This is a genomic window from Shewanella aestuarii (genome assembly GCF_011765625.1).
Lineage (GTDB): Bacteria > Pseudomonadota > Gammaproteobacteria > Enterobacterales > Shewanellaceae > Shewanella > Shewanella aestuarii_A.
Map to the genome: position 1 here is coordinate 539,540 of NZ_CP050313.1, position 17,790 is coordinate 557,329.

17 protein-coding genes are annotated in these 17,790 nt (G+C 42.4%); 15 read left to right on the top strand and 2 right to left on the bottom strand.

Annotated elements, in window-relative coordinates; genetic code table 11:
• The first annotated feature begins 43 nt into the window (after positions 1 to 43).
• The 8 genes from zapE to rlmB all read left to right on the top strand — a co-directional run bounded on the left by zapE (position 44) and on the right by rlmB (position 8,030).
• Positions 44 to 1,153 carry a cell division protein ZapE gene (gene zapE / locus HBH39_RS02565; RefSeq protein ID WP_167675335.1) on the top strand — a complete coding sequence of 370 codons (1,110 nt, stop codon included), beginning with the start codon at positions 44 to 46 and terminating at the stop codon, positions 1,151 to 1,153.
• 260 nt (positions 1,154 to 1,413) lie between these two features.
• Positions 1,414 to 1,845 (top strand): 50S ribosomal protein L13, encoded by a 432-nt coding sequence (gene rplM, locus HBH39_RS02570; protein ID WP_167675337.1) that lies wholly within the window; start codon positions 1,414 to 1,416, stop codon positions 1,843 to 1,845.
• Between the two features lie 16 nt (positions 1,846 to 1,861).
• Entirely contained in the window at positions 1,862 to 2,254 is a 393-nt protein-coding gene (rpsI, locus tag HBH39_RS02575; protein ID WP_167675339.1) for a 30S ribosomal protein S9, read from the top strand.
• Between the two features lie 181 nt (positions 2,255 to 2,435).
• Entirely contained in the window at positions 2,436 to 2,624 is a 189-nt protein-coding gene (locus HBH39_RS02580; protein WP_167675341.1) for a DUF2065 domain-containing protein, read from the top strand.
• Between the two features lie 67 nt (positions 2,625 to 2,691).
• Positions 2,692 to 3,987: an adenylosuccinate synthase gene (locus HBH39_RS02585; RefSeq protein WP_167675343.1), complete on the top strand. Its 1,296-nt coding sequence runs from the start codon at positions 2,692 to 2,694 to the stop codon at positions 3,985 to 3,987.
• A gap of 132 nt (positions 3,988 to 4,119) precedes the next feature.
• Positions 4,120 to 4,752, top strand: a complete 633-nt coding sequence (locus HBH39_RS02590) for a tetratricopeptide repeat protein (RefSeq protein ID WP_167675345.1) — start codon at positions 4,120 to 4,122, stop codon at positions 4,750 to 4,752.
• 40 nt (positions 4,753 to 4,792) lie between these two features.
• Entirely contained in the window at positions 4,793 to 7,273 is a 2,481-nt protein-coding gene (gene rnr / locus HBH39_RS02595) for a ribonuclease R (RefSeq protein WP_167675347.1), read from the top strand.
• A gap of 4 nt (positions 7,274 to 7,277) precedes the next feature.
• Entirely contained in the window at positions 7,278 to 8,030 is a 753-nt protein-coding gene (rlmB, locus tag HBH39_RS02600; protein ID WP_167675349.1) for a 23S rRNA (guanosine(2251)-2'-O)-methyltransferase RlmB, read from the top strand.
• Positions 8,031 to 8,084: 54 nt separating this feature from the next.
• On the opposite strand, the gene HBH39_RS02605 is transcribed toward rlmB, so the two are convergent.
• Together HBH39_RS02605 and HBH39_RS02610 are read right to left on the bottom strand one after the other, a co-directional pair.
• Complete coding sequence (locus HBH39_RS02605; RefSeq protein ID WP_167675351.1) at positions 8,085 to 9,521, bottom strand: MFS transporter; 1,437 nt, start codon at positions 9,519 to 9,521, stop codon at positions 8,085 to 8,087.
• A gap of 54 nt (positions 9,522 to 9,575) precedes the next feature.
• Positions 9,576 to 10,319: a DUF481 domain-containing protein gene (locus HBH39_RS02610; RefSeq protein ID WP_167675353.1), complete on the bottom strand. Its 744-nt coding sequence runs from the start codon at positions 10,317 to 10,319 to the stop codon at positions 9,576 to 9,578.
• A gap of 216 nt (positions 10,320 to 10,535) precedes the next feature.
• Between HBH39_RS02610 and rpsF the strand changes: the two genes are divergently transcribed.
• From rpsF to HBH39_RS02645, 7 genes are all read left to right on the top strand, one after another.
• Positions 10,536 to 10,931 (top strand): 30S ribosomal protein S6, encoded by a 396-nt coding sequence (gene rpsF, locus HBH39_RS02615; protein WP_167675355.1) that lies wholly within the window; start codon positions 10,536 to 10,538, stop codon positions 10,929 to 10,931.
• A gap of 9 nt (positions 10,932 to 10,940) precedes the next feature.
• Positions 10,941 to 11,243: a primosomal replication protein N gene (gene priB, locus HBH39_RS02620; protein WP_167675357.1), complete on the top strand. Its 303-nt coding sequence runs from the start codon at positions 10,941 to 10,943 to the stop codon at positions 11,241 to 11,243.
• A gap of 11 nt (positions 11,244 to 11,254) precedes the next feature.
• Positions 11,255 to 11,482 (top strand): 30S ribosomal protein S18, encoded by a 228-nt coding sequence (rpsR, locus tag HBH39_RS02625; RefSeq protein ID WP_130598554.1) that lies wholly within the window; start codon positions 11,255 to 11,257, stop codon positions 11,480 to 11,482.
• A 40-nt stretch (positions 11,483 to 11,522) separates the two neighbouring features.
• On the top strand, positions 11,523 to 11,975 hold the full coding sequence (rplI, locus tag HBH39_RS02630; protein ID WP_167675360.1) for a 50S ribosomal protein L9: 453 nt from the start codon (positions 11,523 to 11,525) through the stop codon (positions 11,973 to 11,975).
• A 234-nt stretch (positions 11,976 to 12,209) separates the two neighbouring features.
• Positions 12,210 to 15,890, top strand: coding sequence for an ATP-binding protein (locus HBH39_RS02635; RefSeq protein ID WP_167675362.1), 3,681 nt, complete (start codon positions 12,210 to 12,212; stop codon positions 15,888 to 15,890).
• Positions 15,890 to 16,558, top strand: a complete 669-nt coding sequence (locus tag HBH39_RS02640) for a condensin complex protein MksE (RefSeq protein WP_167675364.1) — start codon at positions 15,890 to 15,892, stop codon at positions 16,556 to 16,558. The genes HBH39_RS02635 and HBH39_RS02640 overlap by 1 nt, the downstream gene beginning before the upstream one ends.
• Complete coding sequence (locus tag HBH39_RS02645) at positions 16,555 to 17,775, top strand: phosphoenolpyruvate carboxylase (RefSeq protein ID WP_167675367.1); 1,221 nt, start codon at positions 16,555 to 16,557, stop codon at positions 17,773 to 17,775. Before HBH39_RS02640 ends, HBH39_RS02645 begins: the two co-directional genes overlap by 4 nt.
• The last annotated feature ends 15 nt before the right edge of the window (positions 17,776 to 17,790 follow it).

Below are 17,790 nucleotides of genomic sequence, written 5' to 3' on the forward strand. Positions count from 1 at the left end.
GTTATTATTCGCGTCCATTTATTTCATTTAGCGAGCAAACGTTGTGACCCAGTTGACTCCTTGGCAGCATTATCAACAAGATTTAAAGCGTGATGATTTTTCCCATGATCTTGCACAAGAACAGGCGGTTAAAGCATTGCAACGGGTTTATGATGAGCTATTAGAAGTAAATAAACCCACATCAGGTTTAGCTAAAATGATGTCATTGTTAGGTAAGAAGCCAGCAAGAAGTGTGCAAGGTTTATATCTTTGGGGTGGTGTTGGCCGCGGTAAAACCTACTTGATGGATACCTTTTATGATGCTTTGCCAGGTGATAAGAAGCTAAGAGCGCATTTTCACCGCTTTATGCATCAACTTCATCATGATTTAGATGAACAAAAAGGTATTCAAGATCCGTTACTTGTCATTGCAAAAAAGATGGCAAAACAATATCAAGTTATCTGTTTTGATGAGTTTTTTGTGTCAGACATTACTGACGCTATGCTACTTGGTACGCTATTTCAAGCCTTATTCAAAGAGGGAGTTGCTTTAGTCGCCACATCAAACATAATTCCTGATGAACTGTATAAAAATGGTTTACAACGGGCGCGTTTTTTACCGGCCATTGCGCTCATTAATCAGCATTGCCAAATTTTGAATGTTGACTCTGGTATTGATTATCGCTTACGCACATTAGAGCAAGCTGAGATTTATCATTATCCATTAGATCAGCAAGCTGAGCAAAATCTACAAACTTACTTTAAACAGCTTGCGCCTGAATCAGAGGTGTTTACGGATTCGCTTGAAATCGATGGTCGACATATTGCCATCATAAAACAGTCGCAAGGGGTCTTATTAGCAAATTTCAGGGATTTATGTGATGGACCACGTTCACAACGTGATTACATGGAAATCGCCCGACTTTACCATACAGTGCTATTAAGCAACCTTGAGCAAATGGGTGATCAATTAACGGGTGATGATATTGCACGACGCTTTTTGGCGATGGTGGATGAGTTTTATGAGCGTAATGTTAAGTTGATTATTTCAGCCCAAGTGCCTTTAGAGGAAATATATACCCAAGGCTTATTAAGCTTTGAGTTTCGTCGCTGCCGTTCAAGGCTGATTGAAATGCAATCCCATGATTATCTTAAATTAGAACATTTACCATAAGATGCCATCATTCACCTTGTCATGGCAGGCGTAAATCTTGTCGATTAAGTGATCAAATTATTTGTATTTTTTCCTAAAAAGCAGGTGATTTTTACATCTTGTTTGCGTATAATCCGCCACCTGCCCACGTTACTCCGCCGAATGGGGCGGAAGTTGTAAGCCAATATTCATGCTCGAAGGGGCAAGAATCGGTAATTTTGTGTTGATTGCATTTGCATTCAGCATGTGAGACAGAATTTTAAACATTGGGTTTTTGTATAATGAAGACTACATTTACTGCTACACCAGAAACGGTAACTCGCGACTGGTTTGTTGTTGACGCTGAAGGCAAAACTTTAGGTCGTATCGCAACTGAAATCGCTGTTCGCTTACGCGGCAAGCACAAGCCAGAATATACTCCACACGTTGACACTGGTGATTACATCATCGTTATCAATGCTGAAAAAGTCACTGTAACTGGTAACAAAGCAGCTGGTAAGACTTACTACTCGCATTCAGGCTTCCCTGGTGGCATCAAGCAAATCAGCTTCGAAAAGCTACAAGCTCACAAGCCAGAAATGATTATTGAGAAAGCGGTTAAGGGTATGTTACCAAAAGGTCCTTTGGGCCGTGCTATGTTCCGTAAACTTAAAGTTTACTCAGGCGCAGAGCATAACCATGCTGCACAACAACCACAAGTTCTTGATATCTAAACGGGAGTAAGCAAAAATGTCTGCAACTCAGTACTACGGCACTGGCCGTCGCAAAACATCTACTGCTCGCGTTTTCGCTAAAGCTGGTAGTGGTAACATCGTTGTTAACCAACGTCCATTAGATGTATATTTTGGTCGTGAAACTGCTCGTATGGTTGTTCGTCAGCCATTAGAGTTAGTTGAAATGACTGAAAAATTAGACATCTATGTAACAGTAAAGGGCGGTGGAATCACTGGCCAAGCTGGTGCTATTCGTCACGGTATCACTCGTGCACTAATGCAACTTGATGAATCTTTACGTCCTACATTACGCAGCGCTGGTTTCGTTACCCGTGATGCACGTAAAGTTGAACGTAAGAAAGTGGGTCTACGTAAAGCACGTCGTAAGCCACAGTTCTCTAAGCGTTAATTCGTTTTGGAACATCAAAAAACCCAGCTTATGCTGGGTTTTTTATTGCTTAAATAATACTGAAATATCGTACTTAATGAGCCGATATAGTCATTTGGTATTGATAAGTCTCCCACTTAAAGCTGTTATAGTTAGACACCTTAAAGTCCTAAATTAAGCTTAATAAGGCAGTAAAGATTCAATGAGTATGCAAATATTTGTAACCGCAATCGCCTTGGTGTTAATCATTGAAGGTATTGGTCCATTACTATTTCCACAAAAATGGAAAAAATATTTACTAGAGCTTTCTGGCCAAAACCAAAATGTTCTCAGGCGCTTAGGTGGATCTTTGGTCACTGCAGGTATCGTTTTGTTGATTATTTTTCAATAAAAAACTTGCCTAACGCCCCCTAAAATCTGTTAAAATTCGACTTTATACCACAACCTTGCAGCAAATAATGGGCAAAAACGTAGTCGTACTCGGCACTCAATGGGGTGACGAAGGCAAAGGTAAGATTGTCGACCTTTTAACAGAACAGGCAAAATACGTAGTTCGTTACCAAGGCGGCCACAACGCCGGTCACACATTGGTAATCGATGGTGATAAAACCGTTCTACATCTTATTCCGTCAGGTATCTTACGTGATAACGTAAAATGCATTATCGGTAACGGTGTGGTACTTGCACCTGATGCGTTGATGAAAGAAATCAACATGCTGAAAGAGCGCGGAGTACCTGTAGAAGAACGTTTACTTATTTCTGAAGCATGTCCGCTTATTTTACCTTTCCATTGTGCATTAGATGTTGCTCGCGAAAAAGCGCGTGGTAACAACGCTATTGGTACGACTGGTCGTGGTATTGGTCCTGCATATGAAGATAAAATCTCTCGTCGCGGTTTACGTGTCGGTGATTTATTCAATGCAGAATTATTCGCGACTAAGCTTGCAGAAGTCATGAAGTATCATAACTTCATGTTAACTGAGTACTATCAAGCTGATGCTGTTGATTATCAACAAACACTTGATGATGCCTTAGCCATTGCTGACTATCTGAAGAGCATGTGTGTTGATGTGACTGAGTTACTAGATACAGCACGCAAAGCCGGTGAGCCGATTTTATTTGAAGGCGCCCAAGGTACTTTACTTGATATCGACCATGGTACTTATCCATTTGTAACTTCGTCAAACACTACTGCCGGTGGTGTTGCAACAGGTTCAGGATTTGGTCCACGTCACTTAGACTATGTGCTAGGTATCATGAAAGCATACACAACTCGTGTTGGGGCAGGTCCTTTCCCAACCGAATTAGCTAATGAAATTGGCGATTATATCGGTGAGAAAGGTCAAGAGTTTGGTGCAACTACGGGACGTAAGCGTCGTCCTGGTTGGTTAGATGCAGTGGCTATGCGCCGTGCAGTTCAAATCAACAGTGTAAGTGGTTTTTGCTTAACCAAACTTGACGTTTTAGATGGCTTAGAAGAAGTTAAAATCTGTGTGGGTTATCAAAATCCAGATGGTAGCATTTCTAAAGTGACACCGCTTGCAGCTGAAGGCTATGAGCTAGTGACACCTGTTTATGAATCTATGCCAGGTTGGAAGGAAAACACTTTCGGTGCAACCTCAATTGATCAGTTACCTGCTGCAGCAATTAACTATATCAAGCGCATCGAAGAGTTACTTGAAACTCCAATCGATATTATCTCAACCGGTCCTGACCGTAATGAGACCATGATTTTAGTTAACCCTTTTAACTAAAATCTACATCCAAAAAGGCCGCATTTAGCGGCCTTTTTAATGAGAGTTGTTTTTAATTTATTCTGTTTAAGGGTTCAGAAAATAGCCTGTTAGCCGATGAATTGATTAATCGAATTGTCATAGAGAATCTTTATGTTACGGCTTTTAATACTTTTGCTTATCACATCACCTGCTGTTTGGTTGTCGCCGAGTGTGACAGCTGAGTCAGTTGCATTTGATATTTATAGTGATGAGCAGTTGATTGAGCTTATCCGTAAAGAGCAGTATTTACAGCGTGTAAAAATAGATGAATGCCAATTAGTGCAAGATATTGAAGCACGCGCACAAGTGTTACAACAGCCTCTTTATCAGTTTTTATGGGGCGAAATGCTAAACCATGGGGTATGTGTTAAAGCACATCCAAGCCGTGGAATGGCAATGTTACAAACAGCTGCTGAGCAAGGTAGCCCCGAGGCAATGCTCAAGTTAGCTGATTATTATTATCAGGGTAAATTCGTCACCAAAGATCGTGAGCGTTCGGTACAATATGTGTTACCGGCTGCCGCAAATGGTGATGTTAAAGCCAGAATGATGTTGGTAAAATTATTTGCTGAAGGGTATGGCAGCCCAAGAGACTACGAAATGGGCTATCATTGGCTATACAATAGTATTTTTGATGATAAAGAACAGCAAAAACAAGCCTCATCTTTATTAAAAAAACTTGCTGCGCAAATGCCTACCAGTATTGTTGAGCGGGCTCAGCAGCAACAACTTTATATGCAATAAGGTATAGACAATAATCCTATACCGACTATTTGGAAATTGAATGATCAACGATCCTCATTTTGAGAGAGAACAAGACAAGTACGACAATCCCATTCCTAGTCGTGAGTTTATTTTAGAATACTTGCGCGCCCAAACGTCACCGGTTTCTCGTGACAAAATTGCTGAAGCATTAAAAATCACTGATGAAGAGCCGTTAGAGGCCTTGCGTCGTCGACTTCGTGCCATGGAACGCGATGGCCAGTTGGTGTTTACTCGTGGTCAAAGTTATGGCTTACCAGAGCGAATGGATTTACTGTCAGGCACTATTATTGGACATCGTGATGGATTTGGCTTTTTAAAGCTAGATGAAGGCGGTGATGACTTATTTATTAACAACCGAGATATGTTGATGTATTTCCATGGTGATAAAGTATTGGCTCAAAAGGCCGGTACTGATCGTCGTGGACGCCGTGAAGCTCGTATCGTACGTTTAGTGCATGAGCGAGCAGCTGCATTAGTTGGTAGATATCATATTGATGGCGGTATGGCATTTGTTATTGCAGATGATCGCCGCATTACTCAAGAAATTCTTATTGCCAACGAAGACAAAAATGGTGCACGTGCAGGTGATGTCGTCGTGGTTGAGTTAACTCGTCGTCCTGGCCGCTTTGTTAAGGCTGCAGGAAAGGTGACTGAGGTGTTAGGTAAAACCATGGCACCGGGTATGGAAATTGAAATTGCACTACGTAATTACGATTTGCCACATACCTGGTCAGCGGTTATTGAGAAAAAACTCAAACGCATTCCAGATGAAGTGCCTGAAGAAGACAAACAAGGGCGAGTTGATTTACGTCATTTGCCACTTGTGACCATTGATGGTGAAGATGCGCGAGATTTTGATGATGCGGTTTATGCTGAGCCTAAAGCTAGTGGCGGTTGGCGTTTATGGGTTGCTATTGCTGATGTCAGTCATTATGTGCGTACCGACTCGGCATTAGACATTGAAGCCCGACGTCGTGGTAACTCAGTGTATTTTCCATCGCAAGTTATTCCGATGCTGCCAGAAAAAATTTCCAATGGCTTATGCTCGTTAAATCCGCACGTGGATCGCTTATGTATGGTTGCGGAGATGACGATTGCTGCCAGCGGTAAATTATCTGGATATAAATTTTATCCTGCGGTAATGCATTCGCATGCCAGACTTACTTATACCCAAGTGGCTGACATGTTAGAAGGCGGCGCGATACTGCCTGAGCATCAGGCGTTATTTGGTCATCTTCAATGCCTACAGCAACTCTATTTAACCTTAGACGAGCGCCGTGCAGAGCGTGGGGCGATTGCCTTTGAAACACTAGAAACCCAGTTTATTTTCAATGAGCAGCGTAAAATAGAGAAAATTGTGCCTCGTGGTCGTAATCAAGCGCATAAGATTATTGAAGAATGCATGATTTTAGCTAACGTAGCCTCGGCTAAGTTTGTTAAAAAACACAAAGGTGAAGTGTTATATCGGGTCCATGAAGCACCATCAGAGCAGAAGCTAACTAACTTTAAAGAGTTTCTCGCTGAGCGTGGTTTATCAATGGATGGAGGCTTAGAGCCTGAACCAGCCGATTACCAAAATTTGATGTTAAAAATTGCAGACCGGCCTGATGCTGAATTGATTCAAGTGATGTTGCTGCGCTCAATGCGTCAAGCAATTTATACGCCAGACAACGAAGGTCATTTTGGTTTAGCCTTAGATGAGTACTCTCACTTTACGTCACCGATTCGTCGTTACCCAGATTTAATCTTGCACCGAGTGATTAAATTTTTAACGGCTAATCAAGACGGTAGTGTTAAAGATAAATGGACTCAAGACGGCGGTTATCACTATACGCTTGAAGAGTTAGAGTTACTTGGCGAAGAGTGCTCAACCACCGAGCGCCGCGCAGATGAAGCAACCCGCGATGTCAGCGATTGGCTGAAATGTGAGTACATGCAAGATCATGTGGGTGACAACTTTGATGCGGTTATCGCTTCAGTGACTAACTTTGGTTTATTTGTGCGTTTGAACGACCTGTTTATTGATGGTTTAGTACATATTTCCAGTTTAGTAAGCGACTATTACAAGTTTGACCCAATGCGTCAGCGTTTAATTGGGGAAAACTCTGGTCAGGTATACCAAGTCGGTGATGAGGTGAGTGTTAAGGTTGCAGCGGTTAATTTAGATGATCGTCAAATTGATTTAGTCATGATAGGCGATAATAACAAAGGCCGTGGTAAAAGCCGCAACGGGAATAAACCACTAACGGCCCGTGAGCGAGTCAATCTTGAAGGCGCAAAGTTAGCTAAGTCAACTAAATCAGCTAACGCCATTAAGTCGGATAACCCGAGTAAGCGCCGTAGCAAGACGGACAAAAAAGGCGCCGAAAAAGCATCTAGCCCCAAAAAAGGTTCAGCTAAAAAAGCCACGAGCAAACCTAAAAAGACGGGCTCTAAAAAAACGCGTACTAGCCAAGCCGCTGATAAAGCTAAACCTGCTAAACGTAGCAAGAGAAAGTAATTAAATGAAAAAACAAGATATTATTTTTGGTATTCACGCCGTTGAAGCCTTATTAAACAATAGTCCAGAGCGGGTGATTGAGCTTTGGTTATTACAAGGCCGTGATGATGAACGTTTAATGCCTATTGTGAATGCCGCAAGTCAGGCTGGAGTGAAGTCACAACGTGCAGCCCGAAAAGTCTTAGACGACAAGGCCGAAAGCACTCAACATCAAGGGGTTGTCGCCCGCGTCAAAGCGGCTAAAGTATTATCTGAAGCAGATTTAGATGGTTTATTAAACGAGCTAAGTGCCGCAGACAAAACGCCCTTCTTTTTGATCCTTGATGGTGTTACGGACCCGCATAACTTAGGTGCTTGTTTGCGCAATGCGGATGCCGCTGGTGTACATGGCGTGATTGTACCAAAAGACAACTCTGTTGGACTGACCGCCGTTGTTAGTAAAGTGGCTTGCGGTGCCGCTGAAATCGTACCTTTATTTCAAGTAACAAACTTAGCGCGCACAATGCGCCATATACAAGAGCAAGGTGTATGGATTGTAGGGACTGCAGGTGAGGCTGATAGCAATGTGTATCAAGCCGACCTTAAAGGCGCGCTTGCTATTGCTATGGGAGCGGAAGGAAAGGGGTTACGAAGATTGACCCGAGAAAGCTGTGACTCATTAATCTCTATTCCTATGGCAGGTAGTGTTTCAAGTTTAAATGTGTCGGTAGCAACCGGTATTTGTTTATTTGAAGCCGTGCGTCAACGTTTAGGTTAAATCCAGTTTAAAACCAATGCGAGCCCTAATTAAGGCTCGCATTTTTGTTGCTGATTAACGGCCTTTAGTGTTTTGAGTTGACTCTTCATCTGGGGCGTAAGCTGCGTTGTAATCTGCTAATTGTTCATCTGCATCATCTGTTACGGGCACATTAACGGCTTGGGTGTCTAAATCGGGATGGTTTGCTTGATAAACCTCATAATCATCATCTAAGTTATCAAAAGCATCCTCATTAGGGTTTATCATCTGCATTTGTACGGATGCTGTATCAACGCGAGGATCGATAGCTGCTGCCAAGGGTGATGACACGAGATCACCACCTGCCATAATGTAATCACTACTGCTAGACTCTTCAGCTTTTTGGCGCTGGTTGATGAACAATAAGCGAATAACCAAAGTAAAAGCGCATAGGCTCATAAATCCATACAGCATAAAATCACCAAATTGCTGCATTAAAGCCGAAGCTATCAGCGGCCCAACACTTGCGCCAACACCAAAGGTAACCAAAATTGTAGCTGATAAGCCAACGCGCTCATGTTGTTCAACTCGTGAGTTAGCCAGTGCGGTTGCTAATGGATAAAGGGTAAAAGCAAGCACGCCAAACAAACCAGTTAAAATAAGTGAATAAACGGCATCAAATGGCACTATTGCAATGGTGATCACCAGTAGGCCTAATAAAGAACAATTGATACGGATTAATCGACTGCGAGGCATTAAGTCTGATAGCTTTCCCATGGGCCATTGCGCAATTAAACCAGCAAAAATAGTGCACATCATATAAACAGCAACTTGCTGGGGTTCAATACCTTGGTTAGTGGCATAAGCTGGTGCTAAACCATAAAAACTACCCACCATCATACTACCCAAGGCGATGGTGGTTAATGCTTGTGGAGCTCGTCGCCAGTAATGCTTCATATTAAGTGGTGCAGGGGTTAATGGCTCAGGATGGATCCGCCGAGTAATGGCAATGGGAACTATACATAAAGCAAAGCACATCGCGATAAGTAATAATGGTTCTAAGCCGAGTTCTGGATAAAAGCTGATGGCACCTTGACCAGCCATTAACGCTAAATAAGACACAATCATATAGCTGGCAAAGACTGTGCCGCGCTGATTAGGTTCTGATTGCTCATTAAGCCAGCTTTCTAGCACCATGTATTGACACATCATGCCCATGCCAACAAATAAGCGTAAGATCAGCCAAATGGTCAAATCGTTAATAAGAGCATGACCAATTGCCGAGGCTGTTACGATACCAGCACAAGCCACAAAGGCCCGAATATGTCCTACTTGGGCGATAAGCTTGTGGCCTATTTTAGAACCGCAAACTAAGCCGATATAGTAAGCCGACATCATGCCACCTACCCAAATTGGCGCGACATTCATGCTAGTAAGTTTAAGACCAAGGTAGGTTGTTAACAGACCCGCAGCAAGCACCATCATAAATGTAGTGCTGTATAAAGAGGTAAAACTACGCAGTGGACTTGTCATCACACAGCCTCTATCTAATTAATGATTGGGCGTCATTCATGTATGCAACGCAATTTACTGGAACGTGTAAAGCAAGTTAAATGTTGTCACTGTATCTGTTTTTTGGCTATCTTCTGGTACGTCCGAGGTGTACTTAACATAAAAGCCAATCTTAAAAGCCCAATCTTGGATAAAAGTATTTTTATAGCTCATATCCAGTGTTAGGGTGTTATTCGATTTACCGGTTTCTGCAGTGATATCGGCATTTAAGCTGGTATATTCTTGTAGTTTAATGGTGTATTTTGCTGCACTACGCAAGATAACATCTTGATTGGCATCCAAATCAAGATCTGTATTTGACTCATTGGGTAAGTCATAACGATAACCAGGGCCTACTTCTAAGCTTAGATTGGTGGTGCGATTTTTGATTAAATCAAAACCATAACCACTAGAAAGCGTGTAAATACGAGTGAATGAACCAAATTGATCCCAAGTTAATTCGCCACGACCAAACACATAACCGCGATTTAATTTATAGTTTGTCTGCAAATATACATCATACTTTTCAGCAGTGGATTTACTACCATCGGCGGCATAATAAGCTTTAAAGGTACCTTCTTGTTTTGTCGTGGCAGTGTCGTAGCTTAAATAGGCTCTAGCATTAAAGTTTCTGGTTTCATTGTTACCACTATTGAGTTGCAAGCCTGCTTCAATTTCCGACTTGAAATTACTGTCAGGTTCCTGAAAATCTGGCGGCACAAGCGCCCATGCTTGAGCTGGAAATAACATAAAAACACACGCCAACAACACTTTGTTCATCTTTACCACTATTTATAATTATTTGCTGTAACCCACTTTTAACTGCCGACATGATAACCGCAATCAATAAAGCTGAAAAGAATACTTTATTGCTTGAGTTTATTTAACTGTTTAGGTATTATCGCGCGCTCAAATCAGTCACTTTAATTCGTTCCTTGCCTCAAACTTGGTCTGACTGAGCCAAAACGAGGCTACTTAACCGTAAGGAGCAATACGATGCGTCATTATGAAATCGTATTCATGGTTCACCCAGATCAAAGTGAACAAGTCCCTGGTATGATTGAGCGTTACACCGGTGTTATCACCGCTGCTAACGGTACAATTCACCGCTTAGAAGATTGGGGCCGTCGTCAATTGGCTTACCCAATTCAAGACCTACATAAAGCTCACTATGTTCTTATGAACGTAGAAGCAACTGCAGAGTCTATCGAAGAGTTAGAAACAGCTTTCCGTTTCAACGACGCTGTTCTGCGTAACATGGTAATGCGCACTAAAGTTGCTATTACTGAAGCATCTCCAATGGCGAAAGCAAAAGATGAGCGCGATTCACGTCGTTCAACTTCTGACGATCGTAACACTGAAGAAGCAAACGCTGAAGAAATCGCTGAGTAATTTTACTCTGTGAATAATCACTTAACTTTGTTCGGAACCATAACACGTTCAAAACAAATGAGTAGCCCAAGCGGTATAAATCATACGATTATTACCCTAGAGCATAAGTCACAACGGTATGATGCAGACTTATTACGAAACGTATACTGCCTCATACAAGTCGTGTTAAGTGGTCAACGCTTTAATAGCGTCGCAGATAAATTAAAAGCAGGTGTGCAAGTTGAAGTTGAAGGATTTCTTTCACTCCAACAAGGACGAAATGGTCAAAACCGATTAGTCTTGCATGCTGAAAATGTCGAATTGAAAACTTAGGAGACTGTCAAATGGCACGTTATTTCCGTCGTCGCAAGTTCTGTCGCTTCACTTCTGAAGGCGTTACAGAAATTGATTACAAAGATATTGTAACTTTAAAGAACTACATCACTGAAAGCGGCAAGATTGTTCCTAGCCGTATCACTGGTACTAGTGCTAAATATCAACGCCAACTAGCTCGCGCTATCAAGCGTGCTCGTTATCTTTCTCTACTGCCATACACTGATTTACATCAGTAATTGCAGTATTAATTCTTAATCGAATACAGAGGATTAGATAATGAACGTTATTCTGCTAGATAAAATCGCAAACTTAGGTAGCTTAGGCGACCAAGTTTCAGTTAAAGCTGGTTATGCACGTAACTTCCTATTACCTTTTGGTAAGGCTGTTATTGCTAACGCTGCAAACATTGAAAAGTTCGAAGCTCGTCGTGCTGAATTAGAAGCTAAATTAGCTGCTGACTTAGCTACAGCGACTGCTCGTGCTGAAAAATTAGCTGCATTAGAAGGCGTTGTTATCGCTTCTAAAGCAGGTGATGAAGGTAAATTATTCGGCTCAATTGGCAACCGTGACATCGCTGATGCAGTAACTGCAGCTGGCGTTGAACTTGCTAAATCTGAAGTCCGTTTACCTTTAGGTGCTTTACGCACTACTGGTGACTTCGAAATTGAAGTACAAGTACATGCTGAAGTTAAAGCTATTGTTAAGATCTCTGTTGTTGCAGAAGCTTAATCATTGCTAACGCTTTAAAAGAACACCGCCTTACGGCGGTGTTTTTTTATGGAAAAATGTAGAAGAAACCCCTCAATTGCTGCTTTGTTCGTCTCCCTTTCTGCTTGATTTGAAGTATCATTTACCCAGCATTTATCATTGCCTTAGATAGTGGATTAATTTACCTTAAAGCCCATTCCTGCTTTATTTTTAGTGAATTGAATCGCTAGTAGATCGTCAAGTTAAAGGACTCTCATGCCAAGTTTGATCAGAATCGTGCTTATTAATACCCACTTACCTGGTGTGGTTGAATTAGCGTTAAACGGCCATACCAATATTTGTGGTACAAATGCCTCAGGTAAAACCACCTTACAGCGTTTAGTGCCAGTTTTTTATGGTGAATATCCAAGTCGAGTTGTGCCATCCACTCGAGATAGTTTCGAACGTTGGTATTTACCGCACGATTCAAGTTACATCATTTATGAGTATCAAAAAGATGATGGTTTACTTTACCAAGCTGTTTTGGCATCGGCTGGTGATGGCAAAGGGGTCAATTACCGCTTTATTGGTCGTGGCTTTGAATTAGATGATTACGTTAAAAGTCGCAATGGTGACACGGTAATTTGTCATTCAATGGCTGAACTTGGTCGTGAGGTAAAACGCCAAGGTGTTGTTCACACTAACTTATTAAACACTCGTGAATATCGCGCCATTATTCAAAACGATCGCAGTTTATTAAATACTGGCAGTAATCGTAACGAGCTGCGTACTTATGCGCGTCAGTTTTCGCTTTGTGATGGCGACCATACCTTGCGTCATATTGAAAAGTTAGCGAAAGCGGTGCATTCCAAAGAAGGTAAAATGGAAACGGTCAAATCGATGATCGCCGCCATTTTAGAAGAAGACGGTGTTAACCCGCCTACCTCACGCTTAAATCCGCAAAGAGTCGAAGCTTGGATCCGTGAAAGCCAGTTGGTTCAGGGCTTTGAACAAATTAAGCCAGAATTTGAAAAGCTCGAGCAAGAGTTTAATCAATTATTAAGCGCCGAAATGCGTTTAGCCAGTTTATCTCGTGGTTATCGGCACGATGAAACCCTAGAAGCAGAGCGCCAAGATGCCAACCAAACCATAGGCAAAGAGCTTAACTTAAAGCTTCGAATGCTTGATGATGAATGGAAAGATATTCGTGATGAACTCAATCAAGAGATTTCCGCTGCTAAAGGCGATGTGAATAAGGTTGAGCACGAGCTTGATACGATTGAAGAACAACATGGCGCATTTTTAGATGCCGATATCGATCAAGCTAAAGCGGATTTAGATAGTTTACCGGCTTGGCGACAAGACGTTGAAAATCTGAATGAACGTCATAAGTTACAAACCGAAAAGCACCAAGATATTGAAGCGGCATTTAATGCGAGACGTTCAAAAATTGCCGAGCAATTACACCGTGAGTTAGAGTCACTGCATCAAGAACAAGATTTACAGCGCGAAGCACGAGACAAACAGCGTGAGCTAGCCAATGAAGATTTAGCCAAACTCGAACAGTTTTGGCGTGATCAAGCCGATGCTGGTAAGGCCAAATTTAGTGAGCAAGAATATCAACTAAAGCTCACGGCTGCAGAGCTCAAACATCAGGTTGATGGTGTGTCATACACCGAAGATGAAAAAATGCGTTTAGCCATTTTTGACGAGCGTATTAGCCTTGCAGATGAAGAGCAAGAGGCAAGCAATCAAAAAGTTGAGCGCTTAATGGTAGAGGAGCGCAAGCAGCGCGCTAAGCGTGACCAAGCGAACGAAGCACTGCGTATCGCCAGTATGCGGGTTAATGAGCGTGAGCAAGCCAAAGAAGAAATTCACCATATGCTGTTCCCGCAATCGCATACCTTGCTTGAGTTTTTACGCAAAGAAGCTCACGGCTGGGAAAATTCATTTGGTAAAGTCATCGCACCGGAGTTATTACATCGTACTGATCTGCATCCTAATATTGCCACTAATGATTCAGATGCCCTATTTGGTGTACAGATAGATCTTAAAGCGATTGATGTGCCTGAATATGCCCAATCAGAACAAGACTTACGCATTGGTTTAGCTAAAGCCGAAGAAGCATTAAAAAGCGCCCAAGAATTACAAGCTGAACATGAAAATCAGCTAGTTGCAATGAATGATGCGCTCGACAAACTTAACCGTGAACTCACCTTTGCGCGCACCGCGTATAAAAATAGCCGCGAAGATTTACGCCGCTTATTTGATGAGAAACGCAGCGAGCAGCAACGTATTGATGCAGCCGTCACCGAGCGTAAAGCACAATCTAGCAAACGTTTGATTCAGTTAGATAATGAATTAAAGCAACTTAAAAATCAGCATCTTGAATGGCTAGGCGAGCAAAAGTCACATGCACTAGAAGCGCGCATGGAGAAAAATGCCTATTGGCAAGAAGTGGTCGGCGCAATTGATAATCTGCTTGGGCAAATTAAAGCCAATATTGAGCAACGTCGTGCCAATGCTAAAGCCGAACAAAAAGCCTGTGAAACCTGGTACAAAAATGAACTTAAATCACGTGGTGTCGATGAAGATGCCATTCTAAGTCTAAAGCGTCAAATTCGCGACTTAGAAGCAAAAATTAGTCATGCCGAGCAGCGTCGCAGTGAAGTGCTGCGTTATGAAGACTGGTATCAGCATACTTGGTTAGGGCGCAAGCCTAAACTGCAAACCCAGTTAGCCGATGTGAAACGTGCTGCACTGGAGTTTGAACAACAATTAACCAATAAAACCCACGAGATTAAAACCCGCCGTAATGAGTTAGAAACGCAGCGAAAAGCCTCTGATGCCGCGCAAGTAGAAGCTTCTGAAAACTTAACTAAATTACGTGCAGTGATGCGTAAATTAGCTGATTTAAAACTGCCTTCTAACAATGAAGAAGCCGTGGGGAGCATTGGTGAGCGCTTACGCCAAGGTGAAGATTTACTGCTAAAACGTGATTATTTGTTAGGCTCTGTTAAACAATACGTTGAGCACTTTGACAGTGTGATTGCCAGTAAATCTGGTTCAGGTTTAGCCGAATTCTGGGAGCGAGCCCGTGAAGAATCTAGCTTTATTAATGATAAAGGCATTCGCTTACTGGATTACCGTAAATTAGTGCCGCAACTTGAACAGTTACTGAACGTGATGGTGCCACAATCATTAATGGCGATTCGAGAGCAAGGGCGTATTTTTGGGGTTGATCTCACCGCATTTTATGATGTGTTAGCAGATATTGATCGCCGCATTGCCTCGCAAAGCGCGCGGATCACCCGTGAAGTGGGGGAAGAGCTATTCCTTGATGGAGTATCAGAGTCTGCGGTCCGCATTCGTTCACGTATCAGTGAGCTCGAATTTTGGCCAGAGCTTGAAGAGTTTGTAAAAGCCTTTAAAGCCTGGAAAGCTGATAACTTCAGTCGTTTACCTGACGAGCATTACACTAATAGCATGCGCCGTGCGCTAGATATTATCGGCCGTGCTGCGTTAACTGGTGGTATTGCCAAACTGTTAGAGATTGAGCTACGTCTTAAAGAAGGTAACAGTGACTTAATTATTCGCACCGATCGCCAGTTGAATGAATCATCTAGCCACGGTATGGCTTACTTAATTTTGTGTAAATTCTTACTCGCCTTTACCCGTTTACTACGTGGTAAAGCAAACGTCACCATTCACTGGCCAATTGATGAACTAGGTACCTTACACCACACCAACGTGAAGAAGATTTTTGATGCCTGCGAAAACAATAATATTAGCGTGTTAGGCGCATTCCCGAATCCTGAGTCTGAAGTGCTCAACCTGTTTGCTAACCGTTATATCATTAATAAGCAAACTAAAAAGCTACAAGTAGTGAAGCCAAAAGCTAACCCATTGGCAGAGCGTTTAAATCAACGTAAGGCGAAATCAGAGGAGTTAGCATAATGTCTACAGAATCCAATATCAGCAATCATGACACGGTATTAGTGGGCACAGGTGCAATTATTGAGCAGCTATTACGCGGCGAGTTTATTTGTCGCGTGACCAATGAAGATGGTTGGCGAGCCCTTAAAAATAACAGTACTCGCGAGCGAGTAGAAAGCTATTTGAATCAAATAAACCGTACTATTGCTAGCGCGGGTGAAGGTGAAGTGTTTTTCTGTGGCTATTTACAGTTAGGTGAAAACGAGCGCAAAGTTATTTCCAGTCAGTTCAAAGAAATTTGTGCTGCGTTAATCCCCTTAGTTGAATGGTTAGTCCTTGTTCAAGAGGCTAGCGGCCAAGATGCGCCATTAAGTGAAGGCGCGCCAATCCGCTTAACAGAACTACAAACCCGTATTGAAGACACTCCCGCGTTTCGAGAGCAGTTAACCAAACTTAGTCATTATCGATTATTTGGCTCAAGTAGTAGCAATGTTGATGGCCAAATTAAGTTGGTATTCAAGCGTTTGGTCGAGTTAGGTTACTTAACTAAACCGAATTCAGAAAAGCAAATTTACATTGCCACGGGCAAGTTAGATTATTTATATGAAGTGATCCGCTTTATTGACGAAACCGAAGGGCTTAGTCTTGAGGCGCAAGCTGAAACCGCCACTCAGCGGGAGTTATTATGAGTAGCAACTTACATCAAGCGGGGGTAAAGCTTCTTAAACAAATTGGCCGCCATGCCGATGTGATTATGGATGCTTATTTAGCGGGCTCAGTGAGTGAATCAAGTCATGACCCTGCTGTGATTGAAAAGCTTAAAAAAAGCGGTATTTTGTGGCGTCCAGAGCCAGATCAATCGCTACGCTTGAAGCGTTCAGTGCGAGCCTTGTTAGAAGAAGGCTTAAGTGATGAGCGTAATCGTCAAATCGACTCTAATGTTGGCTCGGCGTTGGCCACGATTAAAACCTTGGCTGATCACTACAAGGAAGCGCGTCACAATGTCGATTACAGTGCTGCTGAAGCTTATTTAGCCGATTTAAGTGAGCATGTTTACAGCTTTACCGACAGCCTGCGTTATTCAATAAGGGTACTGTGGGGCCGTATTAATAACGAGTTTGGTTATGTGGGTACCATTAATGCCAAAATACGAGAAAACGAGTTAGCGCAGTCGCAGGTCACCGAGCTACTTAATGGCTTAGAGATGTTCCAGTTTAGTGAGTTAGGAGAAATTGCCGGTGATATTCGCGAGCTGCGCCGTTTGTTAATTACCAGCTTGCAAGAAACCTTAAGTCATTGCACTCAAGAGTTAAGCGTTGTACAAGGGCGTTTGCTGGAGTTACTCGGGCGCTTTAGGCAGATTCAAGGCCGAACTCGACTGCTGAAAGGGTGGTTGTTACATACCGATTTACACCCTGATTATCAGGTAGAAAATCATGTGGCACACAATAAAGTGCCAGCTTTATTTAATTTTGCCCAGGCAATTTTAGCGCCTGCAAGTGTGGATGTGCATAACACTTCCCATGAGTTAGCGTTAATGGCCATGGTTGCCCAAATTAAATCCATTAGTCGTGATGAGCGAGTTAGCATTGAGCGTGATACCAATGTAACCTTTGAAATGGCTGAAGTGGAGGATTTTGATGTCCCAGACAACCCACTGAAAGTCGCCGTAGATGAGTATTTTTGTGCGGTAATTGACTCAGGTTTACGCCAATCCGCATTAGAGTATTTAAATGAACAACAACTTGATTGGGATAGCGAAAGCTGGATTTATCAGGTAATTGGTGGCTATGAGGCCTTGCCTTTAGAGCACAAACAATACTTTGAGCTAGAACCAATCGGTAAGCCGCACCCTATATATACCGGCAACTTTATCGTGACCGATGTTGAGCTCTGGCTGGCATAATTTATGATAAGCATG